14 protein-coding genes and 1 pseudogene are annotated in these 20,142 nt (G+C 71.5%); 14 read left to right on the top strand and 1 reads right to left on the bottom strand.

Translation table 11 applies throughout. The features are described 5' to 3' along the window. Nucleotide 1 precedes the first annotated feature (1 nt). The 9 genes and pseudogenes from gatA to BFF78_RS13550 all read left to right on the top strand — a co-directional run bounded on the left by gatA (nt 2) and on the right by BFF78_RS13550 (nt 10,834). Nucleotides 2-1,501, top strand: a complete 1,500-nt coding sequence (gene gatA / locus BFF78_RS13590; protein ID WP_069778571.1) for an Asp-tRNA(Asn)/Glu-tRNA(Gln) amidotransferase subunit GatA — start codon at nt 2-4, stop codon at nt 1,499-1,501. Continuing rightward, complete coding sequence (locus BFF78_RS13585; protein WP_069778570.1) at nt 1,498-1,737, top strand: hypothetical protein; 240 nt, start codon at nt 1,498-1,500, stop codon at nt 1,735-1,737. Before gatA ends, BFF78_RS13585 begins: the two co-directional genes overlap by 4 nt. 16 nt (nt 1,738-1,753) lie before the next feature. Next, the gene (gatB, locus tag BFF78_RS13580) at nt 1,754-3,268 is read left to right on the top strand and encodes an Asp-tRNA(Asn)/Glu-tRNA(Gln) amidotransferase subunit GatB (protein WP_069778569.1); all 1,515 of its coding nucleotides are present in this window, start codon (nt 1,754-1,756) and stop codon (nt 3,266-3,268) included. A 276-nt stretch (nt 3,269-3,544) separates the two neighbouring features. Then, nucleotides 3,545-5,776 (top strand): MMPL family transporter, encoded by a 2,232-nt coding sequence (locus BFF78_RS13575; RefSeq protein WP_069778568.1) that lies wholly within the window; start codon nt 3,545-3,547, stop codon nt 5,774-5,776. Beyond that, nucleotides 5,754-6,328, top strand: a pseudogene (locus BFF78_RS13570) (GNAT family N-acetyltransferase). Before BFF78_RS13575 ends, BFF78_RS13570 begins: the two are co-directional and overlap by 23 nt. A 26-nt stretch (nt 6,329-6,354) precedes the next feature. Continuing rightward, entirely contained in the window at nt 6,355-6,945 is a 591-nt protein-coding gene (locus tag BFF78_RS13565) for a hypothetical protein (protein WP_418346656.1), read from the top strand. A gap of 196 nt (nt 6,946-7,141) precedes the next feature. After that, nucleotides 7,142-7,333: a hypothetical protein gene (locus BFF78_RS13560; protein WP_069778566.1), complete on the top strand. Its 192-nt coding sequence runs from the start codon at nt 7,142-7,144 to the stop codon at nt 7,331-7,333. A gap of 203 nt (nt 7,334-7,536) precedes the next feature. Then, a complete protein-coding gene (locus BFF78_RS13555; protein WP_099054861.1) occupies nt 7,537-10,575 on the top strand; it encodes a helix-turn-helix transcriptional regulator in 3,039 nt (1,012 codons plus the stop codon). 49 nt (nt 10,576-10,624) lie between these two features. Further along, nucleotides 10,625-10,834 (top strand): DUF6191 domain-containing protein, encoded by a 210-nt coding sequence (locus BFF78_RS13550; protein ID WP_069778565.1) that lies wholly within the window; start codon nt 10,625-10,627, stop codon nt 10,832-10,834. 93 nt (nt 10,835-10,927) lie between these two features. Here BFF78_RS13550 and BFF78_RS13545 read toward each other — a convergent pair whose 3' ends face one another. Further along, nucleotides 10,928-11,926, bottom strand: a complete 999-nt coding sequence (locus BFF78_RS13545; RefSeq protein WP_069778564.1) for an aldo/keto reductase — start codon at nt 11,924-11,926, stop codon at nt 10,928-10,930. A gap of 76 nt (nt 11,927-12,002) precedes the next feature. Here BFF78_RS13545 and BFF78_RS13540 point away from each other — a divergent pair, with 76 nt between their 5' ends. The 5 genes from BFF78_RS13540 (at nt 12,003) to ilvC (ending at nt 20,120) form a co-directional block, all read left to right on the top strand. Then, nucleotides 12,003-12,956: a 2-hydroxyacid dehydrogenase gene (locus tag BFF78_RS13540; RefSeq protein ID WP_193433453.1), complete on the top strand. Its 954-nt coding sequence runs from the start codon at nt 12,003-12,005 to the stop codon at nt 12,954-12,956. A 384-nt stretch (nt 12,957-13,340) separates the two neighbouring features. After that, entirely contained in the window at nt 13,341-16,352 is a 3,012-nt protein-coding gene (locus BFF78_RS13535; RefSeq protein WP_069778562.1) for a putative bifunctional diguanylate cyclase/phosphodiesterase, read from the top strand. A 243-nt stretch (nt 16,353-16,595) separates the two neighbouring features. Continuing rightward, nucleotides 16,596-18,443 (top strand): acetolactate synthase large subunit, encoded by a 1,848-nt coding sequence (locus tag BFF78_RS13530; RefSeq protein ID WP_193433452.1) that lies wholly within the window; start codon nt 16,596-16,598, stop codon nt 18,441-18,443. A gap of 22 nt (nt 18,444-18,465) precedes the next feature. Continuing rightward, the gene (gene ilvN / locus BFF78_RS13525; RefSeq protein ID WP_067008411.1) at nt 18,466-18,990 is read left to right on the top strand and encodes an acetolactate synthase small subunit; all 525 of its coding nucleotides are present in this window, start codon (nt 18,466-18,468) and stop codon (nt 18,988-18,990) included. A 131-nt stretch (nt 18,991-19,121) separates the two neighbouring features. Beyond that, on the top strand, nt 19,122-20,120 hold the full coding sequence (gene ilvC, locus BFF78_RS13520) for a ketol-acid reductoisomerase (RefSeq protein WP_069778560.1): 999 nt from the start codon (nt 19,122-19,124) through the stop codon (nt 20,118-20,120). Nucleotides 20,121-20,142 lie beyond the last annotated feature (22 nt).

Here is a 20,142-nt window from a genome sequence, read left to right as displayed (position 1 = left end):
CATGACGGACAGCAACATCATCAAGCTCACGGCCGCGCAGATCGCCGAGAAGATCGCCTCCGGCGAGCTCACGGCCGTCGAGGTCACCGAGGCCCACCTCGCCCGGATCGAGGCCGTCGACGAGAAGGTGCACGCCTTCCTGCACGTCGACCGCGAGGGCGCCCTCGCCCAGGCCCGCGCCGTGGACGAGAAGCGGGCACGGGGCGAGAAGCTCGGGCCCCTCGCCGGCGTGCCGCTCGCGCTCAAGGACATCTTCACCACCGAGGGCGTGCCCACGACCGTCGGCTCGAAGATCCTCGAGGGCTGGATCCCGCCGTACGACGCGACGCTCACCAAGCGGCTGAAGGCCGCCGATGTCGTCATCCTCGGCAAGACCAACATGGACGAGTTCGCCATGGGGTCCTCGACGGAGAACAGCGCCTACGGCCCGACCGGCAACCCCTGGGACCTCACCAAGATCCCCGGCGGCTCCGGCGGCGGTTCCTCCGCAGCCCTCGCCTCCTTCCAGGCGCCGCTCGCCATCGGTACCGACACCGGCGGCTCCATCCGCCAGCCGGCCGCCGTCACCGGCACGGTCGGAGTGAAGCCGACGTACGGCGCGGTCTCCCGCTACGGCATGGTCGCCTTCTCGTCCTCCCTCGACCAGGGCGGCCCCTGCGCCCGTACGGTCCTGGACGCGGCCCTCCTGCACGAGGTCATCGCCGGACACGACCCGCTGGACTCCACCTCCATCGACGCCCCGGTCCCGCCGGTCGTCGAGGCCGCCCGCAACGGCAGCGTGCGGGGCATGCGCGTCGGCGTGGTCAAGCAGTTCCGCGGCGAGGGCTACCAGGCCGGTGTCATCCAGCGCTTCGACGAGTCCGTCGCGCTGCTGAAGGAGCTGGGCGCCGAGATCGTCGAGCTGGACTGCCCGTCCTTCGACCTCGCCCTGTCGGCGTACTACCTGATCGCGCCGTCCGAGTGCTCCTCCAACCTCGCCCGCTTCGACGGCCTGCGCTACGGCCTGCGGACCGGCGACGACGGCGGCCACTCGGCCGAGGAGGTCACCTCCCTCACCCGCGAGGCCGGCTTCGGCCCCGAGGTCAAGCGTCGCATCATGCTCGGCACGTACGCCCTGAGCTCCGGCTACTACGACGCGTACTACGGCTCCGCCCAGAAGGTCCGCACGCTCATCACGCGCGACTTCGAGAAGGCCTTCGAGCAGGTCGACGTGATCGTCTCGCCGACGACCCCGACCACCGCCTTCGCGATCGGCGAGCGCGCCGACGACCCGATGGCGATGTACCTCGCGGACCTGTGCACCATCCCGACCAACCTGGCGGGCAACGCGGCCATGTCCCTGCCCTGCGGTCTCGCCCCGGAGGACAACCTCCCGGTGGGCCTGCAGATCATCGCCCCCGCGATGCAGGACGACCGGCTGTACAAGGTGGGCGCCGCCGTCGAGGCCGCCTTCGTGGAAAAGTGGGGTCACCCGCTGCTGGAGGAGGCTCCGTCGCTGTGAGCGCACTGTCCAAGGCCAAGGGCTTCAAGAAGTCCAAGTCCGGTACGTACCTGTCCATGGCCACCACCGCGTTCGGCGCGGTCGGTGTCGCCAAGCAGATCAAGAAGGCCCGCGCCGAGCAGGACACGCTGCGGCTGATCGACGCCACGGTCTCCGCCGTGGCGATCGTGACCGGCCTCGCGATCCTCTACCGCGAGCTGAGGCGGCTGGGCGACGACGACGTCCTGCTGGGCTGAGAGGGAAGTTTTCACCGTGACCACCACGACCGACCTGGTGTCGTACGAGGACGCGCTGGCGTCGTACGACCCCGTCATGGGCCTTGAGGTCCATGTGGAACTCGGCACCAAGACCAAGATGTTCTGCGGCTGTTCGACGGCGCTCGGCGCCGACCCGAACACCCAGACCTGCCCCACCTGCCTCGGCCTGCCCGGCGCGCTCCCGGTCGTCAACGCGACCGGCGTCGAGTCCGCCATCAAGATCGGTCTCGCGCTGAACTGCGAGATCGCCGAGTGGTGCCGCTTCGCCCGGAAGAACTACTTCTATCCGGACATGCCGAAGAACTTCCAGACCTCCCAGTACGACGAGCCGATCGCCTTCAACGGCTACCTCGACGTGCAGCTGGAGGACGGCGAAACCTTCCGCGTGGAGATCGAGCGCGCCCACATGGAGGAGGACACCGGCAAGTCCACCCACGTGGGTGGCGCGACCGGCCGTATCCACGGCGCGCAGCACTCGCTCCTGGACTACAACCGCGCGGGCATTCCGCTCATCGAGATCGTCACCAAGCCGATCGTCGGTGCCGGCGAGCGTGCCCCCGAGGTCGCGAAGGCGTACGTCCGTGAGCTGCGCGAGGTCATCCGCTCGCTCGACGTGTCCGAGGCCCGCATGGAGATGGGCCAGATGCGCTGCGACGTGAACCTGTCGCTGATGCCGAAGGGCAGCGAGACGTTCGGCACGCGGAGCGAGACCAAGAACGTCAACTCGCTGCGTTCGGTGGAGCGCGCGGTCCGCTTCGAGGTCATGCGCCACGCCGCGGTGCTGAACGACGGCGGCAAGATCGTCCAGGAGACCCGCCACTTCCACGAGGACACCGGGTCCACGACCTCGGGCCGGGTGAAGGAGGAGGCCGAGGACTACCGGTACTTCCCGGAGCCCGACCTGGTCCCCGTCGCGCCCTCGCGCGAGTGGGTCGAGGAGATCCGCGCGGCCCTGCCCGAGCTGCCGCTGGTCCGCCGCACCCGGCTGCTCGCCGAGTGGGGCATCTCGTCCACCGACATGCAGGCGATCCTCAACGCCGGCGCGCTGGACCCGATCGTCGCCACGATCGACGCCGGTGCCGACGCGGCCTCGGCCCGCAAGTGGTGGATGGGCGAACTGGCGCGCAGCGCCAACGAGTCCGGCAAGGCGCTGGACGAGCTGGCGATCACACCGCAGCAGGTGGCCCGGGTCACCGAGCTCGTCGCGAAGGGCGACCTGAACGACAAGCTGGCCCGGCAGGTCATCGAGGGCGTCCTCGCGGGCGAGGGCACCCCGGACGAGGTCGTCGACCGGCGCGGTCTGAAGGTCGTCTCCGACGAGGGCGCCCTGACCGCCGCCGTCGAGGAGGCCATCGCCGGCAACCCGGGCATCGCGGACAAGATCCGCGGCGGCAAGGTGGCCGCGGCCGGCGCCCTGGTCGGCGCGGTCATGAAGGCGACCCGGGGCCAGGCCGACGCGGCCCGCGTGAAGGAACTGATCCTGGAAAAGCTGGGCGTGAGCGAGGGCTGAGCCCGACCCACTGCCGTACGGCCCCGGAGGCATGCCTCCGGGGCCGTACGGCGTTCTGCGCCGGATGTCCCGAAGTGCCACCAGCGATGACAGAGTTCGCGGAAGTGTCCTGTGATGTCCCTCCCACTCATGTGAATAAGCCCACGAACGCGGCAAACGATCACATTCGCCTGCGAGAGTGTTCTGCGGTTGCACATACCTTCTTTGCGGGCTGTTCAGTTACTGGACGATCGTTCCCGGCCAAAGATCCACACATCGTTCCCTGGGAGCACGTCCGTGGCAGACCTCGCCCGTTGGTGTGTCCGGCATCGGCTGATCGCCGTGCTGCTGTGGCTCCTCGCCTTCGGCGGGGTGACCGCGGCCGCCGCCGTCGCCGGTTCGTCGTACTCGAACGCCTACGAGGTCCCCGGCACCGAGGCGGGCAGCGCGTCGCAGCTGCTCAAGCAGGGTTTCCCGGATCGGGGCGGGGACAGCGACACCGTCGTGTGGCACACCGCCGCCGGCACCGTCCGCGCCGGCGACGTCGAGCAGACCATGACCCGCACCCTGGACCGGATCGCCTCGCTGCCCGGCGTTGCCTCGGTGACCGGCCCGTACGGCGGTCAGGGCGCACACGGGATCAGCGCCGACGGCCACACGGCCTACGCCACCGTCACCTTCACCCAGGACGCCGAACACATCGGCAAGGCCGAGGCGCGGGACGTGGTGCGCACCGCCAAGGCCGCCGAGGGCGACGGGCTCCAGGTGGAGCTGGGCGGCAGCGCGATCGGGCTCACCGCGTCCCCGCGCGAGCACACCGCCGAGGTGGTCGGCGTGCTCGTCGCCGCCGTGGTGCTGTTCCTCGCCTTCGGCTCGCTCGCCGCCTCCCTGCTGCCGATCGCCACCGCGCTGGTCGGCGTCGGCACCGCCTACGCCGGCATAGGGCTGCTCGGACACGCCATGACGGTCGCCGACTTCGCGCCCATGCTCGGCATGCTGATCGGTCTCGGCGTCGGCATCGACTACGCGCTGTTCATCGTGACCAGACACCGGCGCGGACTGAAACGCGGCCTGAGCGTCACCGAGGCCGCCGTGAACGCCGTGGCCACCACCGGACGCGCGGTCGTCTTCGCTGGTGCGACGGTGTGCATCGCCCTGCTGGGGATGCTGACCCTGCGGCTGAGCTTCCTCAACGGGGTCGCCGTGGCCGCCTCGTTGACGGTGGCGCTCACCGTCGCGGCCTCGGTCACCCTGCTGCCCGCCCTGCTGTCCTACATCGGCCCCCGCGCCCTCAGCCGCCGCGAACGGCGCCGGCTCGCCGAGCACGGGCCGCGCCCCGAACTGCCCACCGGGCTCGCCGCCCGCTGGTCGGCGCTCGTCGAACGCCGCCCCAAACTGCTCGGTACGCTCGCCGTCGGCGTCGTCGCACTGCTCGCCCTGCCGACGCTCTCCCTCCACCTCGGCACCTCCGACCAGGGCAACGACCCCCGCACCTCCACCACCCGCAAGGCCTACGACCTGCTCGCCGAGGGCTTCGGTCCCGGCGTCAACGGGCCGCTGACACTGGTGACGCGCATAGACGGCGGTGCCGACAAGCTCGCCCTGGACAACCTCGACGCGACCCTGCGCGCCACCCCCGGCGTCGCTTCCGTCACCCCGGCCGCCTACGACTCCGGCGGCGGCACCGCATATCTCACCGTCGTCCCCGACTCCGCGCCGCAGTCGCAGCGCACCAGTGACCTCGTCGACCGGCTGCGCACCAAGGTGCTGCCGCGCGCGGAGACCGGCACCTCCCTCGACATCAAGGTCGGCGGGGTCACCGCGGGCTACGACGACTTCGCGGGTGTGATCATCGGCAAACTTCCGCTGTTCGTCGGGGCGGTCATCGGGCTCGGCTGCCTCCTGCTGCTCGTCGCGTTCCGTTCGCTCGGCATCCCGCTGAAGGCCGCCGTGATGAACATCGCCGCGGTGGCCGCCGCGTTCGGCATCGTCGTCGCCGTCTTCCAGTGGGGCTGGGGCAGCGAACTGCTCGGCCTCGGCCGGGCCGGGCCCATCGAGCCGTTCCTGCCCGTGATCATGGTCTCGGTGCTCTTCGGGCTCTCCATGGACTACCAGGTCTTCCTGGTCAGCCGGATGTACGAGGAGTGGCTGGAGACCGGTGACAACCGGCGCGCCGTCCGCGTGGGCCTCGCCGAGACCAGCCGCGTCATCAACTCCGCCGCGGTCATCATGATCTCGGTCTTCCTCGCCTTCGTGCTCAGCGGCGACCGCGTGATCGCCATGTTCGGCATAGCGCTCGCCTCCGCCGTCGCCCTGGACGCCTTCGTGCTGCGCACCCTGCTCGTGCCCGCGCTGATGCATCTGCTCGGCGCCGCCAACTGGTGGCTGCCCGCGTGGCTGGAGCGCCGGCTGCCGCGGGTCAGCATCGAGCCGCCCGAGTGCCGCACCGCGCATGAGAGGCTCGGCGGGGTCTCGATGGCGGAACTGAGGAAGGAAGAGCCGGGCGATGTACGCGATATCCCTGGGTGACGACGGCGCGGAGCTTCGGCCCCTGGAGGTCTGGCATGCCGAGGAGCTCCTCGCCAACATCGACCGGGGACGGGAGTTCATCGGCCGGCACATTCCGCTGCCGGACGTGGTGGCCGACCTGGACGGCGCCCATGGCTGGCTGAAGTCGTACGCCGACAAGCGCGCCGTCGACGCGGGCAGCCTGCACGGCATCTGGCTGGACGGCAGGCTCGTAGGCGGGGTGCTGTTCCGCGTGTGGGACACCCGAGCGGGGTGTGCGAGGCCGGCTGCTGGCTGGAGCCCGCGGCGGCCGGGCGCGGGCTGGTCACCCGCGGTATGCGGGTGCTGCTCGACTGGGCCTTCGACGCACGCGGCATGCACCGGGTGGAGTGGCGCGCGTCCTCGGCCAACGAACCCAGCATCAATGTGGCCCGGCGGCTCGGCATGACCCGCGAGGGGCTGCTCCGCGAGAACTACCCGCACCGGGGCGTGCGCAGCAGCGACGAGATCTGGTCGGTGCTGGCCCCCGAATGGCGTGCGGCACGCGCGCGTACCCCGCGCGACGATCATTAAGGGACCTCTCAGACAGGGTCCGTACGGTGCCTGGCATGGCTACGAAGACACAGCAAGGCGCCAAGGCCGGCACCGAGGCGCAGGGCGACGACACGGCGGTGGGGGCCGCCACCACCGAGGAGGAAGCCGCGCAGGTGGAGGCTGTCGAGGAGGGCTCGGGGCAGGCGGACGCCGTCGAGGAGGAAGCCGCCGGAGAACAGGAACCGGCACAGCAGAAGGTGCCGTCCGGGGTCGGCCTGGGCGCCGGTGCCGTCGTCTCCGCCGCGCTGGGCTTCGTCTCGCTCAGCGGCGGCTGGATCGGCACCCTGGCCGGCGCCCGTGAGCAGCTCATCGGCCAGCTGCGGACCCCGTCCACCGCGAACGTCGCCACCCAGATCAAGGCGGTCTACGGCAACGCCTGGCACAGCACCGCCCTGTGGGCCGGTCTGTTCGCGCTGGCCGCGCTGCTCACCGGCGTGGTCGTGCTCGCCCGGCCCGCGTTCGGCGCCCCCGGCCGCCCGCAGGCGCCCTGGATCAAGTCGGTCGCCTGGGCGGGTGTCTCGCTCGGCGTCATCGGCCTGCTGCTGGCCGTTCTGAAGTACTCCGACGCCCTGCTCGCCCTGCCCTCGGCCGGCTGAGAACCCGCAGGCCCCAGGGGCCCTAGGGAATCCATGAGCACCTTATGGACTCCCTAAGGCCCCTTACGCGCGCGTGCGGCCCGTACGCCGCCCGAAGATGCGGAACTCTCCCGATGTGGCGCACCCCCCTGGGAGACGAAGGTGGAGGCATCGCAGAAAGCGACGCACGACACCGGCTCTCCTCGAAGGACACGTCATGATCGAGATCGAGTACCACAAGATGCGCTCCGCCCAGCTGATCCGCGAGGCCGAGGACGAGCGCCTGGCCCGCGAGGTCGCCCGGGCCCACCGCGCCGCCCGCCGCACCGCCTCGGCCGGCCACGACGGCGCGGTGGCCGAGTCCCATACCGACCGCCCCCGCCGGCACCGGATCCCGCGCACCGCGTGACCACCGCACACGCGGACGGGGCCGGGACGGAGGGTGGCCGTACGGGGGTCGGCCGCCCACCGGACCTGCCGGACCAGGGTCGTACGACTGCCCACCCCAGTCGTACGACCCTTCCGTCCGTTGGTACGACCCTCCCGGTCGCCGGTACGACGATCGCACCGGACCCGTGGAAAACCGGTGCCCTGCTGTCCGAGGCTCGTGCGATGCTCGGGCCCGTGGAGACCAGGTCCGTCAGTCCCGTGTTCGTCGGCCGCACCGATGAGTTGGACACCTTGAACGTCGCGCTCGCCCGCGCCCGCGCCGGCGAGCCCCAGGCGCTGCTGCTCGGCGGCGAGGCCGGGGTCGGCAAGACCCGCCTCGTCGAGGAGTTCGCCACGGCCGCCGGCCGGCACGCGGTCGTCGCCGTCGGCGGCTGTGTGGAGATCGGCGCCGACGGGCTGCCGTTCGCCCCGTTCTCCACCGCGCTGCGCGCCCTGCGCGACGCCCTGCCCGAGGAGTTCGCCGCCGCCGCGCGGGGCCAGGAGGAGGAACTGGCCCGCCTCCTGCCCGACCTGGGCGAGGCCGGCGCCGGCCGCCACGACGAGCAGGGCATGGCCCGCCTCTTCGAACTCACCGCCCGGCTGCTGGAACGGGTCGCCGCCGAGCACCCGGTCGTGCTCGTCCTGGAGGACCTGCACTGGGCCGACGCCTCCACCCGCCACCTGCTCGCCTTCCTCTTCCGCACCCTGCGCGCCGGCCGCCTCCTCGTCCTCGCCAGCTACCGCTCCGACGACATCCACCGCCGCCACCCGCTGCGCCCCCTGCTCGCCGAACTCGACCGGCTGCGCACCGTCCGCCGTATCGAACTCGCCCGTTTCACCCGCGCCGAGGTCGGCCGTCAGATCGCCGGCATCCGCGCCGCCGAACCGGACCCCGCCCAGGTCGACGAGATCTTCGAACGCTCCGACGGCAACGCCTTCTTCGTGGAGGAACTCGCCGTCGCCGCCTGCGACGGCTGCTGCGCCGGACTCACCGACTCCCTGCGCGACCTGCTCCTGGTCCGGGTCGAGGCGCTGCCCGAGAGCGCCCAGCGGGTCGCCCGGGTCGTCGCCGAGGGCGGCTCCACCGTGGAGTACCGGCTGATCGCCGCCGTCGCCCAGCTCGGCGAGGACGACCTCATCGAGGCGCTGCGAGCCGCCGTCGGCGCCAACATCCTCACCGTCACCCCGGCCGGCGACGGCTACCGCTTCCGGCACTCCCTGGTCCGCGAGGCCGTCGCCGACGATCTGCTGCCCGGCGAACGCTCCCGGCTCAACCGCCGCTACGCCGAAGCCCTGGAGGCCGACCCCACGCTCGTCCCCGCCGACGCGCGCGTGATGCGCCTGGCCAGTTACTGGTACCACGCCCACGACCCCGCCAAGGCCCTGCCCGCCGTCCTGGACGCCTCCGTCGTGGCCCGCCGCCGGCACGCCTACACCGAGCAACTCGGGCTCCTGGAGCGGGCGATGGAGCTGTGGGACAACGTCCCGGAGGAGGTGCGCTCCGCCCTGCGCCCGGTCGACTACACCGAGGTCTACCCTCCGTGCGGCTGCGACCCGGCCACCCCGCTGCGCTATCTCGACCTGATGGCCGAGGCCGCGGTGGCGGGCCGCTTCGGCGGGGAACGCGAACGCGCGCTGAAGATCACCAAGCGGGCCCTGCGCCTCCTCGAGGACGACCCGGACCCCCTGCGCGCCGCCTGGTTCTGGGTGCAGCGCTCCCGGCTCGTCCAGGCCCTGGCCCGCGGTGACGGCTGGCAGGAACTGGCCACCGCCCAGGACCTGGTGCGTGGCCTGCCGCCGTCCGAGGTGCACGCCGAGGTGCTGGCCCTGGCCGCCGGCTGGTCCATGCTGCACCGTCCCGGACGCGAGGCCTTCGCCGCCGCCGAGCGGGCCGTGGAATACGCGCACATGGTCGGCGCCCGCGACATCGAACTGCACGCCCGCCTCACCCTCGGCGGCCTCAAGGTGGACGCGGGCGACACCGAGACCGGCCTGGCGGAGATGCGGCAGGTGCTGCGGGACACCCTCGCCGAGGGTGTGCATTATGTCGCGGGCCGCGCCTATGTGAATCTGCCGTCCGAGCTGCAGAGCATAGGCCGTGACCGGGAGGCCGTCCCCCTCCTGCGCGAGGGCATCGCCTTCGCCCGCGCCCACGGGCAGATGGACGCCGAGTCATGGATACGGGGCAACCTGTCCGAGGCGCTCTACTCGCTCGGCGACTGGGCGGAGGCCGCCGAGACCGCCGGCCACGCCACCCGGGTCGGCCACAGTGCCAAGCCGCGCGGCCAGGGCGCCCTGCGCCTGGCCCATCTCGCCCTGGCCCGGGGCGACCTCGCCGAGGCGAGCCGCCGACTCGCCGCCGCCCGCGCCCACTACGGCACCCACGACCCCATGCCCCAGCTCTCCCTGCCCCTGGCCCGGGTCGCCCTCGGTGTCGCCGCCGAGGAGGGCCGCATCGCCGACGCCCGCGCCGAACTGCTCCAGGCCCTGGACGCCGGATTCCCACCCGGCACCCAGCGCTACGGCTGGCCGCTGCTGCGGGCCGCCGCCACCGCGGAGGCCGAGGCCCGCTCCCTGCCCGCCGCCGAACCCGGCCGCGCCGGGATCCTCGACCGCCTCGGCGAAGCCGTACGGACCCTCACCACCGGCGTCCCGCTCTGGCGGGCCTACGAGCAGTGGACCCGCGCCGAACTGCGCCGCGCGAAGGGCACCGACACCGCCGACGACTGGTCGCAGGTCGTCACCGCCTTCGAGTGCCTGGACCGCCCCTACGAACTCGCCCGGGTCCGCCACCGCCTCGCCGGAGCACTCCTCGCCGACGGCGGCGACGAGGAACGCGACCGCGCCGCCGAACTGCTCAGGCTGGCCGCGGCGGTCGCCGCCCACCTCGACGCCCGGTCCCTCGCCGACGCCGTCGCCCGGCTCGCCCAGCGCGCCCGCCTCACCCTCACCCGGGCACCCCGGCAGGCCCTCGCCGCCGCCGACCCGGCCGCGGCGCTCGGCCTGACCAGCCGGGAGCGGGACGTCCTGCGGCTGGTCTCGGCCGGCCGCACCAACCGCCAGATCGCCGAGGAACTGTTCATCTCCCCGAAGACCGCGAGCGTCCACGTCTCCAACATCCTGAGCAAGCTCGGCGTCTCCGGCCGCGGTGAGGCGGCGGCGGTGGCACACCGGCTGGGGCTGTTCCCGGCCGAGACGCTCACTGCCCGAACGGCGGGCTGAGACCTACGCTGAAGAAAAGCCGCAAGGGGGAGAAAGCGGGGGAGGGGCCGTGTTCAACGCCTTCGAGGAACTGTTCGCACCGGGCCGCAAACACACCCGGGACGAACAGAACCGCCTGAAGCTGACCCGTGAGGACGTCGGCGACAACGACCCCGGACGGGGGCCCATAGACCTGTCCTCCGGGAAGGCGGTCATACGCCTGCCGCAGCCGTCACCGGCCGGGACGAAGCCGCAAGAGAGCCCGGAAGAAGGACCCTGATCGGACCCGGATCGGCGTGAACGGTCCGGCGAGCGCTACGTCACCTCCGGCCCGCCCGGGCTCCCGCTCCTTCACGACCGATCCGGGACCGGCTCAGTCCCAGGACCCCTGCGCCCCCGGCAGCCGCGACACCTCCGCCAAGTCCTCCTCGGTCAGGCGCAGGCCGGCCGCCGCCGCGTTCTGCGCGGCCCACCGCTCCTGCTTCGTGCCCGGGAGGGCGATCACATGGCGGCCGCGGGTCAGGACCCAGGCCAGGGCCACCTGGGCCGGGGTGATGTCGTCGCCGTGGCGGTGGGCGATGCGGCGCAGGCCCGCGACGATCGGCTGGTTGGCCGCCATCATCTCGGCCGTGAAGCGGGGGTGGCGGGCGCGCAGGTCATCCGGTTCGAAGCCCTCGCCCGGTGTCAGCGTGCCGGTCAGGAAGCCGTTGCCCAGCGGCATCGCCGCGAGGAAACCCACGCCCCGCGCCTCGCACCACGGCAGCAGCGCCTGCAGGGCCTCCGGCGACCACACCGACAGCTCCGCCTCCACCGCGGCCACCGGGAACACCTGCTGCACCCGCTGCAGCTGGCGCAGGGTCGTGTCGTGCAGCCCGGCCCCCGAGCGGCGGCCACCGCGCGCCCCCACCGCACACAGACCCAGCGCCCGCACCTTGCCCGCCCGGACGAGATCCGCCATCGCGCCCCACGTCTCCTCGACCGGGACCTCGGGGTCGGCGCGGTGCAGCTGGTAGAGGTCGATCACATCCGTCTGCAGGCGCCGCAGCGAGGCGTCGCAGGCCCGCTTCACATAGCCCGGGCGGCCGTTGGCCACGATGTGCTGCTCGCCCACCAGCAGACCCACCTTCGTGGACACGAAGGCCTCGGAGCGCCGCTCCTTGAGCACCCGCCCGAGCAGCAGCTCATTGGTGAACGGGCCGTACATGTCCGCCGTGTCCAGCAGAGTCGAGCCCACGTCCAGCGCCCGGTGCACGGCCCTGACCGACTCGTCACCCCGCTGCCGCGACCCGCTGTACGCCCAGCTCATCGGCATGCACCCGAGTCCGACGGCCCCCACCGCGAGCGCCCCCGCGCCGATCGTCCTGCGCTCCACCTGCTCGTGAACCTCCCTCTGCCCGGCCCCCAACCTAACCTCTGCACGCGCGCGTGCCTGACATAGCCTCCCTGCCATGACTGAAGACGTGTGGCTTCCCCTGGCGCCGGAGGAGATCGAGGGACTTCCCGAGGGGCCCCGGTACCTGTTCTGGGACGGGGGCGAGAATGGTGAGCAGGCCTTTCCCGGCGATCCGGCGGACTGCGTCCTGTACGTCGTGCCGTACATGAAGCCTCTGCCGGTCCGGGTGCGCCCCCTGGAGCAGCTGACCGGCGTCCAGGTCATCCAGACGCTGACCGCCGGTGTCGACGACGTCACCACGCGGCTGCCGGCCATCCGGCCGGGCGTACGGCTGTGCAACGCGCGCGGGGTGCACGAGGCGAGCACCGCCGAGCTCGCGCTCACCCTGACCCTCGCCTCGCTGCGCGGCATCCCCGGTTTCGTCCGTGCCCAGCAACAGGAGCGCTGGCAGAGCGAGTTCCGCCCCGCCCTCGCCGACAGGTCCGTCCTCATCGTCGGCTACGGCTCCATCGGCGCCGCCATCGAAGACCGGCTCGCGCCCTTTGAACTCGCGCGGGTGGCGCGCGTCGCGCGCTCTGAGCGCACCACGGCGCGCGGTCTGGTGCATCCGCTCACCGAATTGCCCTCTCTGCTTCCACAAGCCGATGTCGTGATCCTCTCCACGCCCTTGACGGAGGAGACGAGGGGGCTTGTGGATGCCGAGTTCCTGGCGCGGATGAAGGACGGGGCGCTGCTCGTGAACGTGGCGCGCGGTCCCGTCGTGGACACCAAGGCGCTGCTCGCGGAGCTTCGGACCGGCCGGATCACCGCGGCCCTGGACGTCACCGATCCCGAGCCGCTGCCGCCCGGACACCCGCTCTGGCAGGCCCCGGGCGTGCTCATCAGCCCGCACGTGGGCGGGCCCAGCTCGGCCTTCCTGCCCCGTGCGAAGCGGCTGCTCGTGGACCAGCTGACCCGGTTCGTGAACCACGAGCCCCTGCGGAACGTGGTTCTCACCACGGGGGCGTAGGCGGCTTTAGGCACCCTCCGCAACCCCTCGGACGCGGCCCGTACCCGCATCCCCGCTGGTCGTCACGGAGCGTAGAGAAGCTATGTCCCTGAGTGACGATCCTGGTGTATCGTCCCGACAGGGGCTGCGCCGTCGACGTTCGGCGCCGGGGATGGATATTTCAGAATTTCGAGGGGGGCGACGGGCGATGCACGGCCTATGGACGAACGATCCGACGCGGCGGAGCCGCCGACGGCGACCCTGGCGCACGGCCACGGGCAGACGGGGTCACCACACCAGCCACCACAGCCACCACCAGCGCAGGCACAGCGCCCGCAGGAGGCATGCGCACCCAGCACACCGGGACCGTCGGGACCCGGGAGCGGCACAGACCGGGAGGCCTCGGTGAGCGCGCCGCCCTCCGTGACCACCGCCCTCGACGGAGCGGTGCGCGCACCGCATCCGCAGCAGGCGCCGCCGCTGCGCCGGCCGGCCGCCGGTGAGGGCACCCGCGCCAAGGAACAGCTCGTCCTCGCCCTGGTCTGCGCGGCCTACGCCGTCGGGGCCGCGTTCGGCTGGGGTACGGACGAAATCGCGCTGATCATGGGCGACTTCGGACTGAGCGCCGCGGCGGGTGCCGCCGCCGTCTCCTGTTTCCTGTACGCCCGCAGCCCGCGCGTCCGCTTCCGCTCCGCCTGGCTGCTGTTCGCCCTCTCCTCGGCGATGGCGGCGCTCGGCAACGCGGTCTGGGGGTGGTACGAGGTCGTCCTCGGGCGGCCCGTGCCCAGCCCCTCCTACGCCGACCTGTTCTTCCTGTGCTTCGCGCCGCCCGCCATCGTGGGCCTGCTGGTGCTCGCCAAACGGCCGGTGACCAAGGCCGGCTGGATCTGCCTGGCGCTGGACGCCTGGCTGATCGGCGGCTCGCTGCTCACGCTGTCGTGGAGCCTCGCGCTCGCCCAGGCCGCCCGGTTCGACGGACCGAGCGTGGCGCACACCGCGCTGTCGCTGGCGTACCCGCTGCTCGACATCGTGCTCGTCAGCATGGTGCTCGCGCTGCACTTCCGCCGCGCCCCGGGCAACCGCACCGCCGTGAACACCGCGATCGGCGCGCTCGCGCTGACCGTGATGTGCGACGCGCTGTTCACCTCGCCGCTGCTGCACAGCAGTTACCGCTCCGGGCAACTGCTGGACGCGGGCTGGTTCGCCGGTTCGCTGCTGCTCGCCTACGCTCCCTGGGCGGCGCCCCGCCGCAAGAAAGCGCAGGAGGCGCACGTACCGGACGGCCACACGCGCGTGGTCCACGAGCACCTGCCCGGACAGCGCGGCACGGCCCACCCGCACGTGTCCGTGCCCGCCCCGGGAGGCGATCACAGCCGGTATCCGGCCGGCCGGCCGCTCACCGGCTCCCTCGCCGCCCTCACCCCGTACCTCGCCGCCGCCGTGTGCACCCTGGGCATCCTGTACAACGTCCTCGACGGCCGTCGGCCCGACCACGTCGTGCTGATCACGGCGGGCATGGTCGTGCTCGCGCTCGTGATCCGGCAGGGCATCATGCTGCTGGACAACATCACCCTCACCCAGGAACTGGCGCAGCAGGAGAACCACTTCCGCTCCCTGGTGCAGGGCTCCAGCGACGTGATCATGATCGCCGCGCCCAACGGCATCCTGCGGTACGTCTCCCCGGCCGCCGCCGGGGTCTACGGCCGGCCCGCCGAGGACCTGGTGGGCAGCGAGCTGGCCAGCCTCATCCACCCGGAGGACCTGGGCTGTGTGGTGCACGAGGTGCGCCGCTTCCTCGCCGCCAGCCCGCTGGAGGAACCCACCACCCGTATCGAGTGCCGCTTCCGGTCCGGCGACGGCGGCTGGCTCAACGTCGAGTCGACCGTCAACCGCCACCACGGCGGCCTGATCTTCAACAGCCGGGACGTGACCGAAAGAGTGCGCCTGCAGGCCCAGCTGCAGCACAACGCCGAGCACGACCCGCTGACCGACCTGCCCAACCGCGCCCTGTTCACCCGGCGCGTGCAGCAGGCCCTCTCCGGCCGCCGGGCCACCGACCGGGGCCCCGCCCTGCGCAACACGGCGGTGCTCTTCATCGACCTGGACGGCTTCAAGGCCGTCAACGACACGATCGGGCACCAGGCCGGGGACGAACTGCTGGTCCAGGCCGCCCGCAGACTCCAGGACGCGGTCCGGCAGGGGGACACCGCCTCCCGGCTGGGCGGCGACGAGTTCGCGGCCCTGATCGTCGGGGACGGCACCCGTGACCGTGCCGCCCGGGAGCGGAACATCCTGGAGCTCGCCGACCGCCTCAGGGCGACCCTCTCCCAGCCGTACGCCATCGACGGCAGGGACGTGCGGGTCAACGCCTCCATCGGCGTCGCCTTCGCCGAACCGGGCCTCGGCGCGGGCGAGTTGCTGCGCAACGCCGACCTCGCGATGTACCGCGCGAAAGCGGCCGGCAAGGGCCGGGTCGAGCTGTACAAGCCGCAGATGCAGCAGGACGTCGTACGCAAGGCGGAGCTGGCCACCCGGCTGCGCGCCGCACTGCACGACGGCGAGTTCGCGCTGCTGCACCAGCCGGTGGTGTGCCTGGAGGGCGGCCGGATCACGGCGGTCTCGGCGCAGGCGCGCTGGCGTTCCTCGCAGGGGGTGCTGTTCACCCCGGCCGAGTTCCTGCGGGTGACCGAGGACGGCGACAAGACCGCCGAGCTGGACCGCTGGATCCTGCGGGAGGCCGTCGAGCAGGCCGCCGAGCGGGCGGCCACCGGGGTCGTCGTGCCGGTGACGGTACGCATGAGCGCCCGGCGGCTGCTGGACCGCTCCATGCCGCTGGGTTCGGTGGAGGCGCTGCTGACCCGGCACGGGCTGCCGCCCGGCGCGCTGGTCCTGGAGCTGTCCGACACCGATCCGCGGATCTCCCTGGACGAGCTGGAGCGGCGGCTCACCGTGCTCAGCCGGCTCGGGGTGCGGATCGCGCTGGACGGCTTCGGCAGCGGCTCCGCGGCCATCACGGCCCTCAGAAGGCTCCCCGTGGACATCCTGAAACTCGACCGCAGCCTGGTCGAGGGGGTCGTCGAGTCCGCTCGGCTGCACAAGATCACCAGCGGGCTGCTGCGGATCGCCGGCGATCTCGGGCTGCAGTCCGTGGCCGAGGGCGTCGATCTGCCGGAGCAGGTGGTCGCGCTGCGCGCGATGGGCTGCACGCACGGGCAGGGCATGGCGTTCGCCGGGCCGTTGGACGAGTACCGGCTGCGCCGGGCGCTCGGATCCGGCCACTATCCCGTGCCGCACGCACCGGCCGAACCGGCGTTCGCGGGGAAGGGCTCAGGGGTGTACACAGGGGGTGTGTCCGCTGTCATCGGAGGCGGCAGTGCCCTTCGTTCACATTCTGAGACTCCCGTCCCACCTACTTGACACGTGGTGCGCGTCGGGGGGAGGGTCAGTGCCATGCGCACCCGAATTCTCGTACTTGGACAGCGCGTCGGCTGAGCTGGGACCCACCGGAGGACGATCCGGAAACCCCAGCGACCTCACCGGCGCGCTCCCCTCGCTTGCCTTGCGGCACGAGGGGTTTTTTGTTGCACGAGTGCTTTTCGTGCAGCTCTTGAACTCCGTACAAACCTCGCAAAAACCCTCAGCATCGAGAAGAGAATGCCGATGACCGAGCAGGCCACCGGGGCCCATCCGCAGCCGCGGCCCCGATCCGGAGGACAGCAGTCCGCCCCCGTCGAGCACGTCACGGGTGCGAAGTCCCTCATCCGCTCCCTCGAGGAGGTCGGCGCTGACACGGTATTCGGCATTCCCGGCGGCGCCATCCTGCCGGCGTACGACCCCCTGATGGACTCCACCCGGGTGCGTCACGTGCTGGTCCGCCACGAGCAGGGCGCCGGTCACGCGGCCACCGGCTACGCGCAGGCCACCGGCAAGGTCGGCGTCTGCATGGCCACCTCGGGTCCGGGCGCCACCAACCTGGTCACGCCGATCGCCGACGCCCACATGGACTCGGTGCCGCTGGTCGCGATCACCGGCCAGGTCGCCTCGAAGGCGATCGGCACGGACGCCTTCCAGGAGGCGGACATCGTCGGCATCACCATGCCGATCACCAAGCACAACTTCCTCGTCACCAAGGCCGAGGACATCCCGCGGGTCATCGCGCAGGCGTTCCACATCGCCTCCACCGGCCGCCCGGGCCCGGTCCTGGTCGACATCTCCAAGGACGCCCTCCAGGCGAAGACGGTCTTCTCCTGGCCGCCCACCATGGACCTGCCCGGCTACCGCCCGGTGACCAAGCCGCACGCCAAGCAGATCCGCGAGGCGGCCAAGCTGATCACCTCCGCCCGGCGGCCCGTCCTCTACGTCGGCGGCGGTGTCATCAAGGCCCAGGCCACCGCCGAGCTGAAGGTCCTCGCCGAACTCACCGGAGCGCCCGTCACCACCACCCTGATGGCGCTCGGCGCGTTTCCCGACAGCCACCCGCTGCACGTGGGAATGCCGGGCATGCACGGTGCGGTCACCGCCGTCACCGCGTTGCAGAAGGCGGACCTGATCGTCGCCCTCGGCGCCCGCTTCGACGACCGCGTCACCGGCAAGCTGGACAGCTTCGCCCCGTACGCCAAGATCGTCCACGCCGACATCGACCCGGCCGAGATCGGCAAGAACCGCGCCGCCGACGTGCCGATCGTGGGTGACGCCCGTGAGGTCATCGCCGACCTGGTCCAGGCCGTGCAGAAGGAGCACAGCGAGGGCCACAAGGGCGACTACACCGCCTGGTGGAGCGACCTCAACCGCTGGCGCGAGACCTACCCGCTCGGCTACGACCAGCCCGAGGACGGCTCGCTCTCCCCGCAGCAGGTCATCGAGCGCATCGGACAGCTCGCCCCCGAGGGCACGATCTTCGCGGCGGGCGTCGGCCAGCACCAGATGTGGTCCGCGCACTTCATCCAGTACGAAAAGCCCGCCACCTGGCTCAACTCCGGCGGCGCCGGAACCATGGGCTACGCGGTCCCGGCGGCCATGGGCGCCAAGGCCGGACAGCCGGGCCGGACCGTCTGGGCCATCGACGGCGACGGCTGCTTCCAGATGACCAACCAGGAACTGACCACCTGCGCGCTGAACAACATCCCGATCAAGGTCGCCATCATCAACAACGGCGCCCTCGGTATGGTCCGCCAGTGGCAGACCCTGTTCTACAACCAGCGCTACTCCAACACCGTGCTGCACAGCGGCCCCGACGACATCAACCCGGAGGCCAAGGGCACGCGCGTGCCGGACTTCGTGAAGCTGTCCGAGGCGATGGGCTGCGTGGGTCTGCGCTGCGAGCGCCCGGAGGACCTGGACAAGGTCATCGAAGAGGCGAACTCCATCAACGACCGCCCGGTCGTCGTCGACTTCATCGTCCACGAGGACGCGATGGTCTGGCCGATGGTCGCCGCCGGCACCTCCAACGACGAGATCATGGCCGCCCGGGACGTCCGCCCCGACTTCGGCGACAACGAAGACGACTGAGCGAGAGAGACGTAAAAAGACCATGTCCAAGCACACGCTCTCCGTCCTGGTGGAGAACACGCCGGGCATCCTCGCCCGGATCGCCGCCCTGTTCTCGCGGCGCGGCTTCAACATCGACTCGCTCGCGGTCGGCGTCACCGAGCACCCCGACATCTCCCGCATCACCATCGTGGTGAACGTCGAGGACCTGCCGCTGGAGCAGGTCACCAAGCAGCTCAACAAGCTCGTCAACGTGCTGAAGATCGTCGAGCTGGAGCCCGGTCAGGCCGTGCAGCGCGAACTCGTCCTGGTGAAGGTCCGCGCCGACAACGAGACCCGCTCCCAGATCGTGGAGATCGTCCAGCTGTTCCGCGCCAAGACCGTCGACGTCTCCCCGGAGGCCGTCACCATCGAGGCCACCGGATCGAGTGACAAGCTGTCCGCCATGCTCAAGATGCTGGAGCCGTTCGGCATCAAGGAGCTGGTGCAGTCCGGCACGATCGCGATCGGCCGCGGCTCCCGCTCGATCACGGACCGCTCGCTGCGCGCGCTCGACCGATCCGCGTAAAGCTGAAGTACGGCCGAATACGGGCGGTCGGCGAGTCGTCGTCCGCCCGTATGCCGAGACCCTGAAACTTCCTTCCCACCCACCGTCATACGGTGGGACGCACAACCTGCACACCAAGGAGAGAACCCAAAGTGGCCGAGCTGTTCTACGACGCTGACGCCGACCTGTCCATCATCCAGGGCCGCAAGGTCGCGGTCATCGGCTACGGCAGCCAGGGCCACGCCCACGCGCTGTCGCTGCGTGACTCCGGTGTCGACGTGCGTGTCGGTCTGCACGAGGGCTCCAAGTCCAAGGCCAAGGCCGAGGAGCAGGGCCTGCGCGTGGTGACGCCGTCCGAGGCCGCCGCCGAGGCCGACGTCATCATGATCCTGGTCCCGGACCCGATCCAGGCCCAGGTCTACGAGGAGTCCATCGCCCCGAACCTGAAGGACGGCGACGCGCTGTTCTTCGGCCACGGCTTCAACATCCGCTTCGGCTTCATCAAGCCCCCGGCCGGCGTGGACGTCTGCATGGTCGCCCCGAAGGGCCCGGGCCACCTGGTCCGCCGTCAGTACGAGGAGGGCCGCGGCGTTCCGTGCATCGCCGCCGTCGAGCAGGACGCCTCCGGCAACGCCTTCTCGCTGGCCCTGTCGTACGCCAAGGGCATCGGCGGCACCCGCGCCGGCGTCATCAAGACGACCTTCACCGAGGAGACCGAGACCGACCTGTTCGGCGAGCAGGCCGTCCTCTGCGGTGGTACGGCCGCGCTGGTCAAGGCGGGCTTCGAGACCCTGACCGAGGCCGGCTACCAGCCGGAGATCGCCTACTTCGAGTGCCTGCACGAGCTGAAGCTGATCGTGGACCTCATGTACGAGGGCGGCCTGGAGAAGATGCGCTGGTCCATCTCCGAGACCGCCGAGTGGGGCGACTACGTCACCGGCCCGCGCATCATCACCGACGCCACCAAGGCCGAGATGAAGCAGGTCCTCGCCGAGATCCAGGACGGCTCCTTCGCCCAGAACTGGATGGACGAGTACCACGGCGGCCTGAAGAAGTACAACGAGTACAAGAAGCAGGACTCCGAGCACCTGCTGGAGACCACCGGCAAGCAGCTGCGCAAGCTGATGAGCTGGGTGAACGAGGAGGCGTAAGCCTCAGGACGGGGGCCGGGGC

Origin of the sequence: Streptomyces fodineus, assembly GCF_001735805.1 — a bacterium.
Lineage (GTDB): Bacteria > Actinomycetota > Actinomycetes > Streptomycetales > Streptomycetaceae > Streptomyces > Streptomyces fodineus.
This window is presented reverse-complemented; position numbering and strand designations above follow the sequence as displayed.

Bases quoted from the DNA above. Each gene is read 5' to 3' on its own strand.
- gatA (WP_069778571.1), top strand. From the start codon at position 2: ATGACGGACAGCAACATCATCAAGCTCACGGCCGCGCAGATCGCCGAG.
- BFF78_RS13560 (WP_069778566.1), top strand. From the start codon at position 7,142: ATGATCGAGATCGAGTACCACAAGATGCGCTCCGCCCAGCTGATCCGC.
- BFF78_RS13555 (WP_099054861.1), top strand. From the start codon at position 7,537: ATGCTCGGGCCCGTGGAGACCAGGTCCGTCAGTCCCGTGTTCGTCGGC.
- BFF78_RS13540 (WP_193433453.1), top strand. From the start codon at position 12,003: ATGACTGAAGACGTGTGGCTTCCCCTGGCGCCGGAGGAGATCGAGGGA.
- BFF78_RS13530 (WP_193433452.1), top strand. From the start codon at position 16,596: ATGACCGAGCAGGCCACCGGGGCCCATCCGCAGCCGCGGCCCCGATCC.
- ilvN (WP_067008411.1), top strand. From the start codon at position 18,466: ATGTCCAAGCACACGCTCTCCGTCCTGGTGGAGAACACGCCGGGCATC.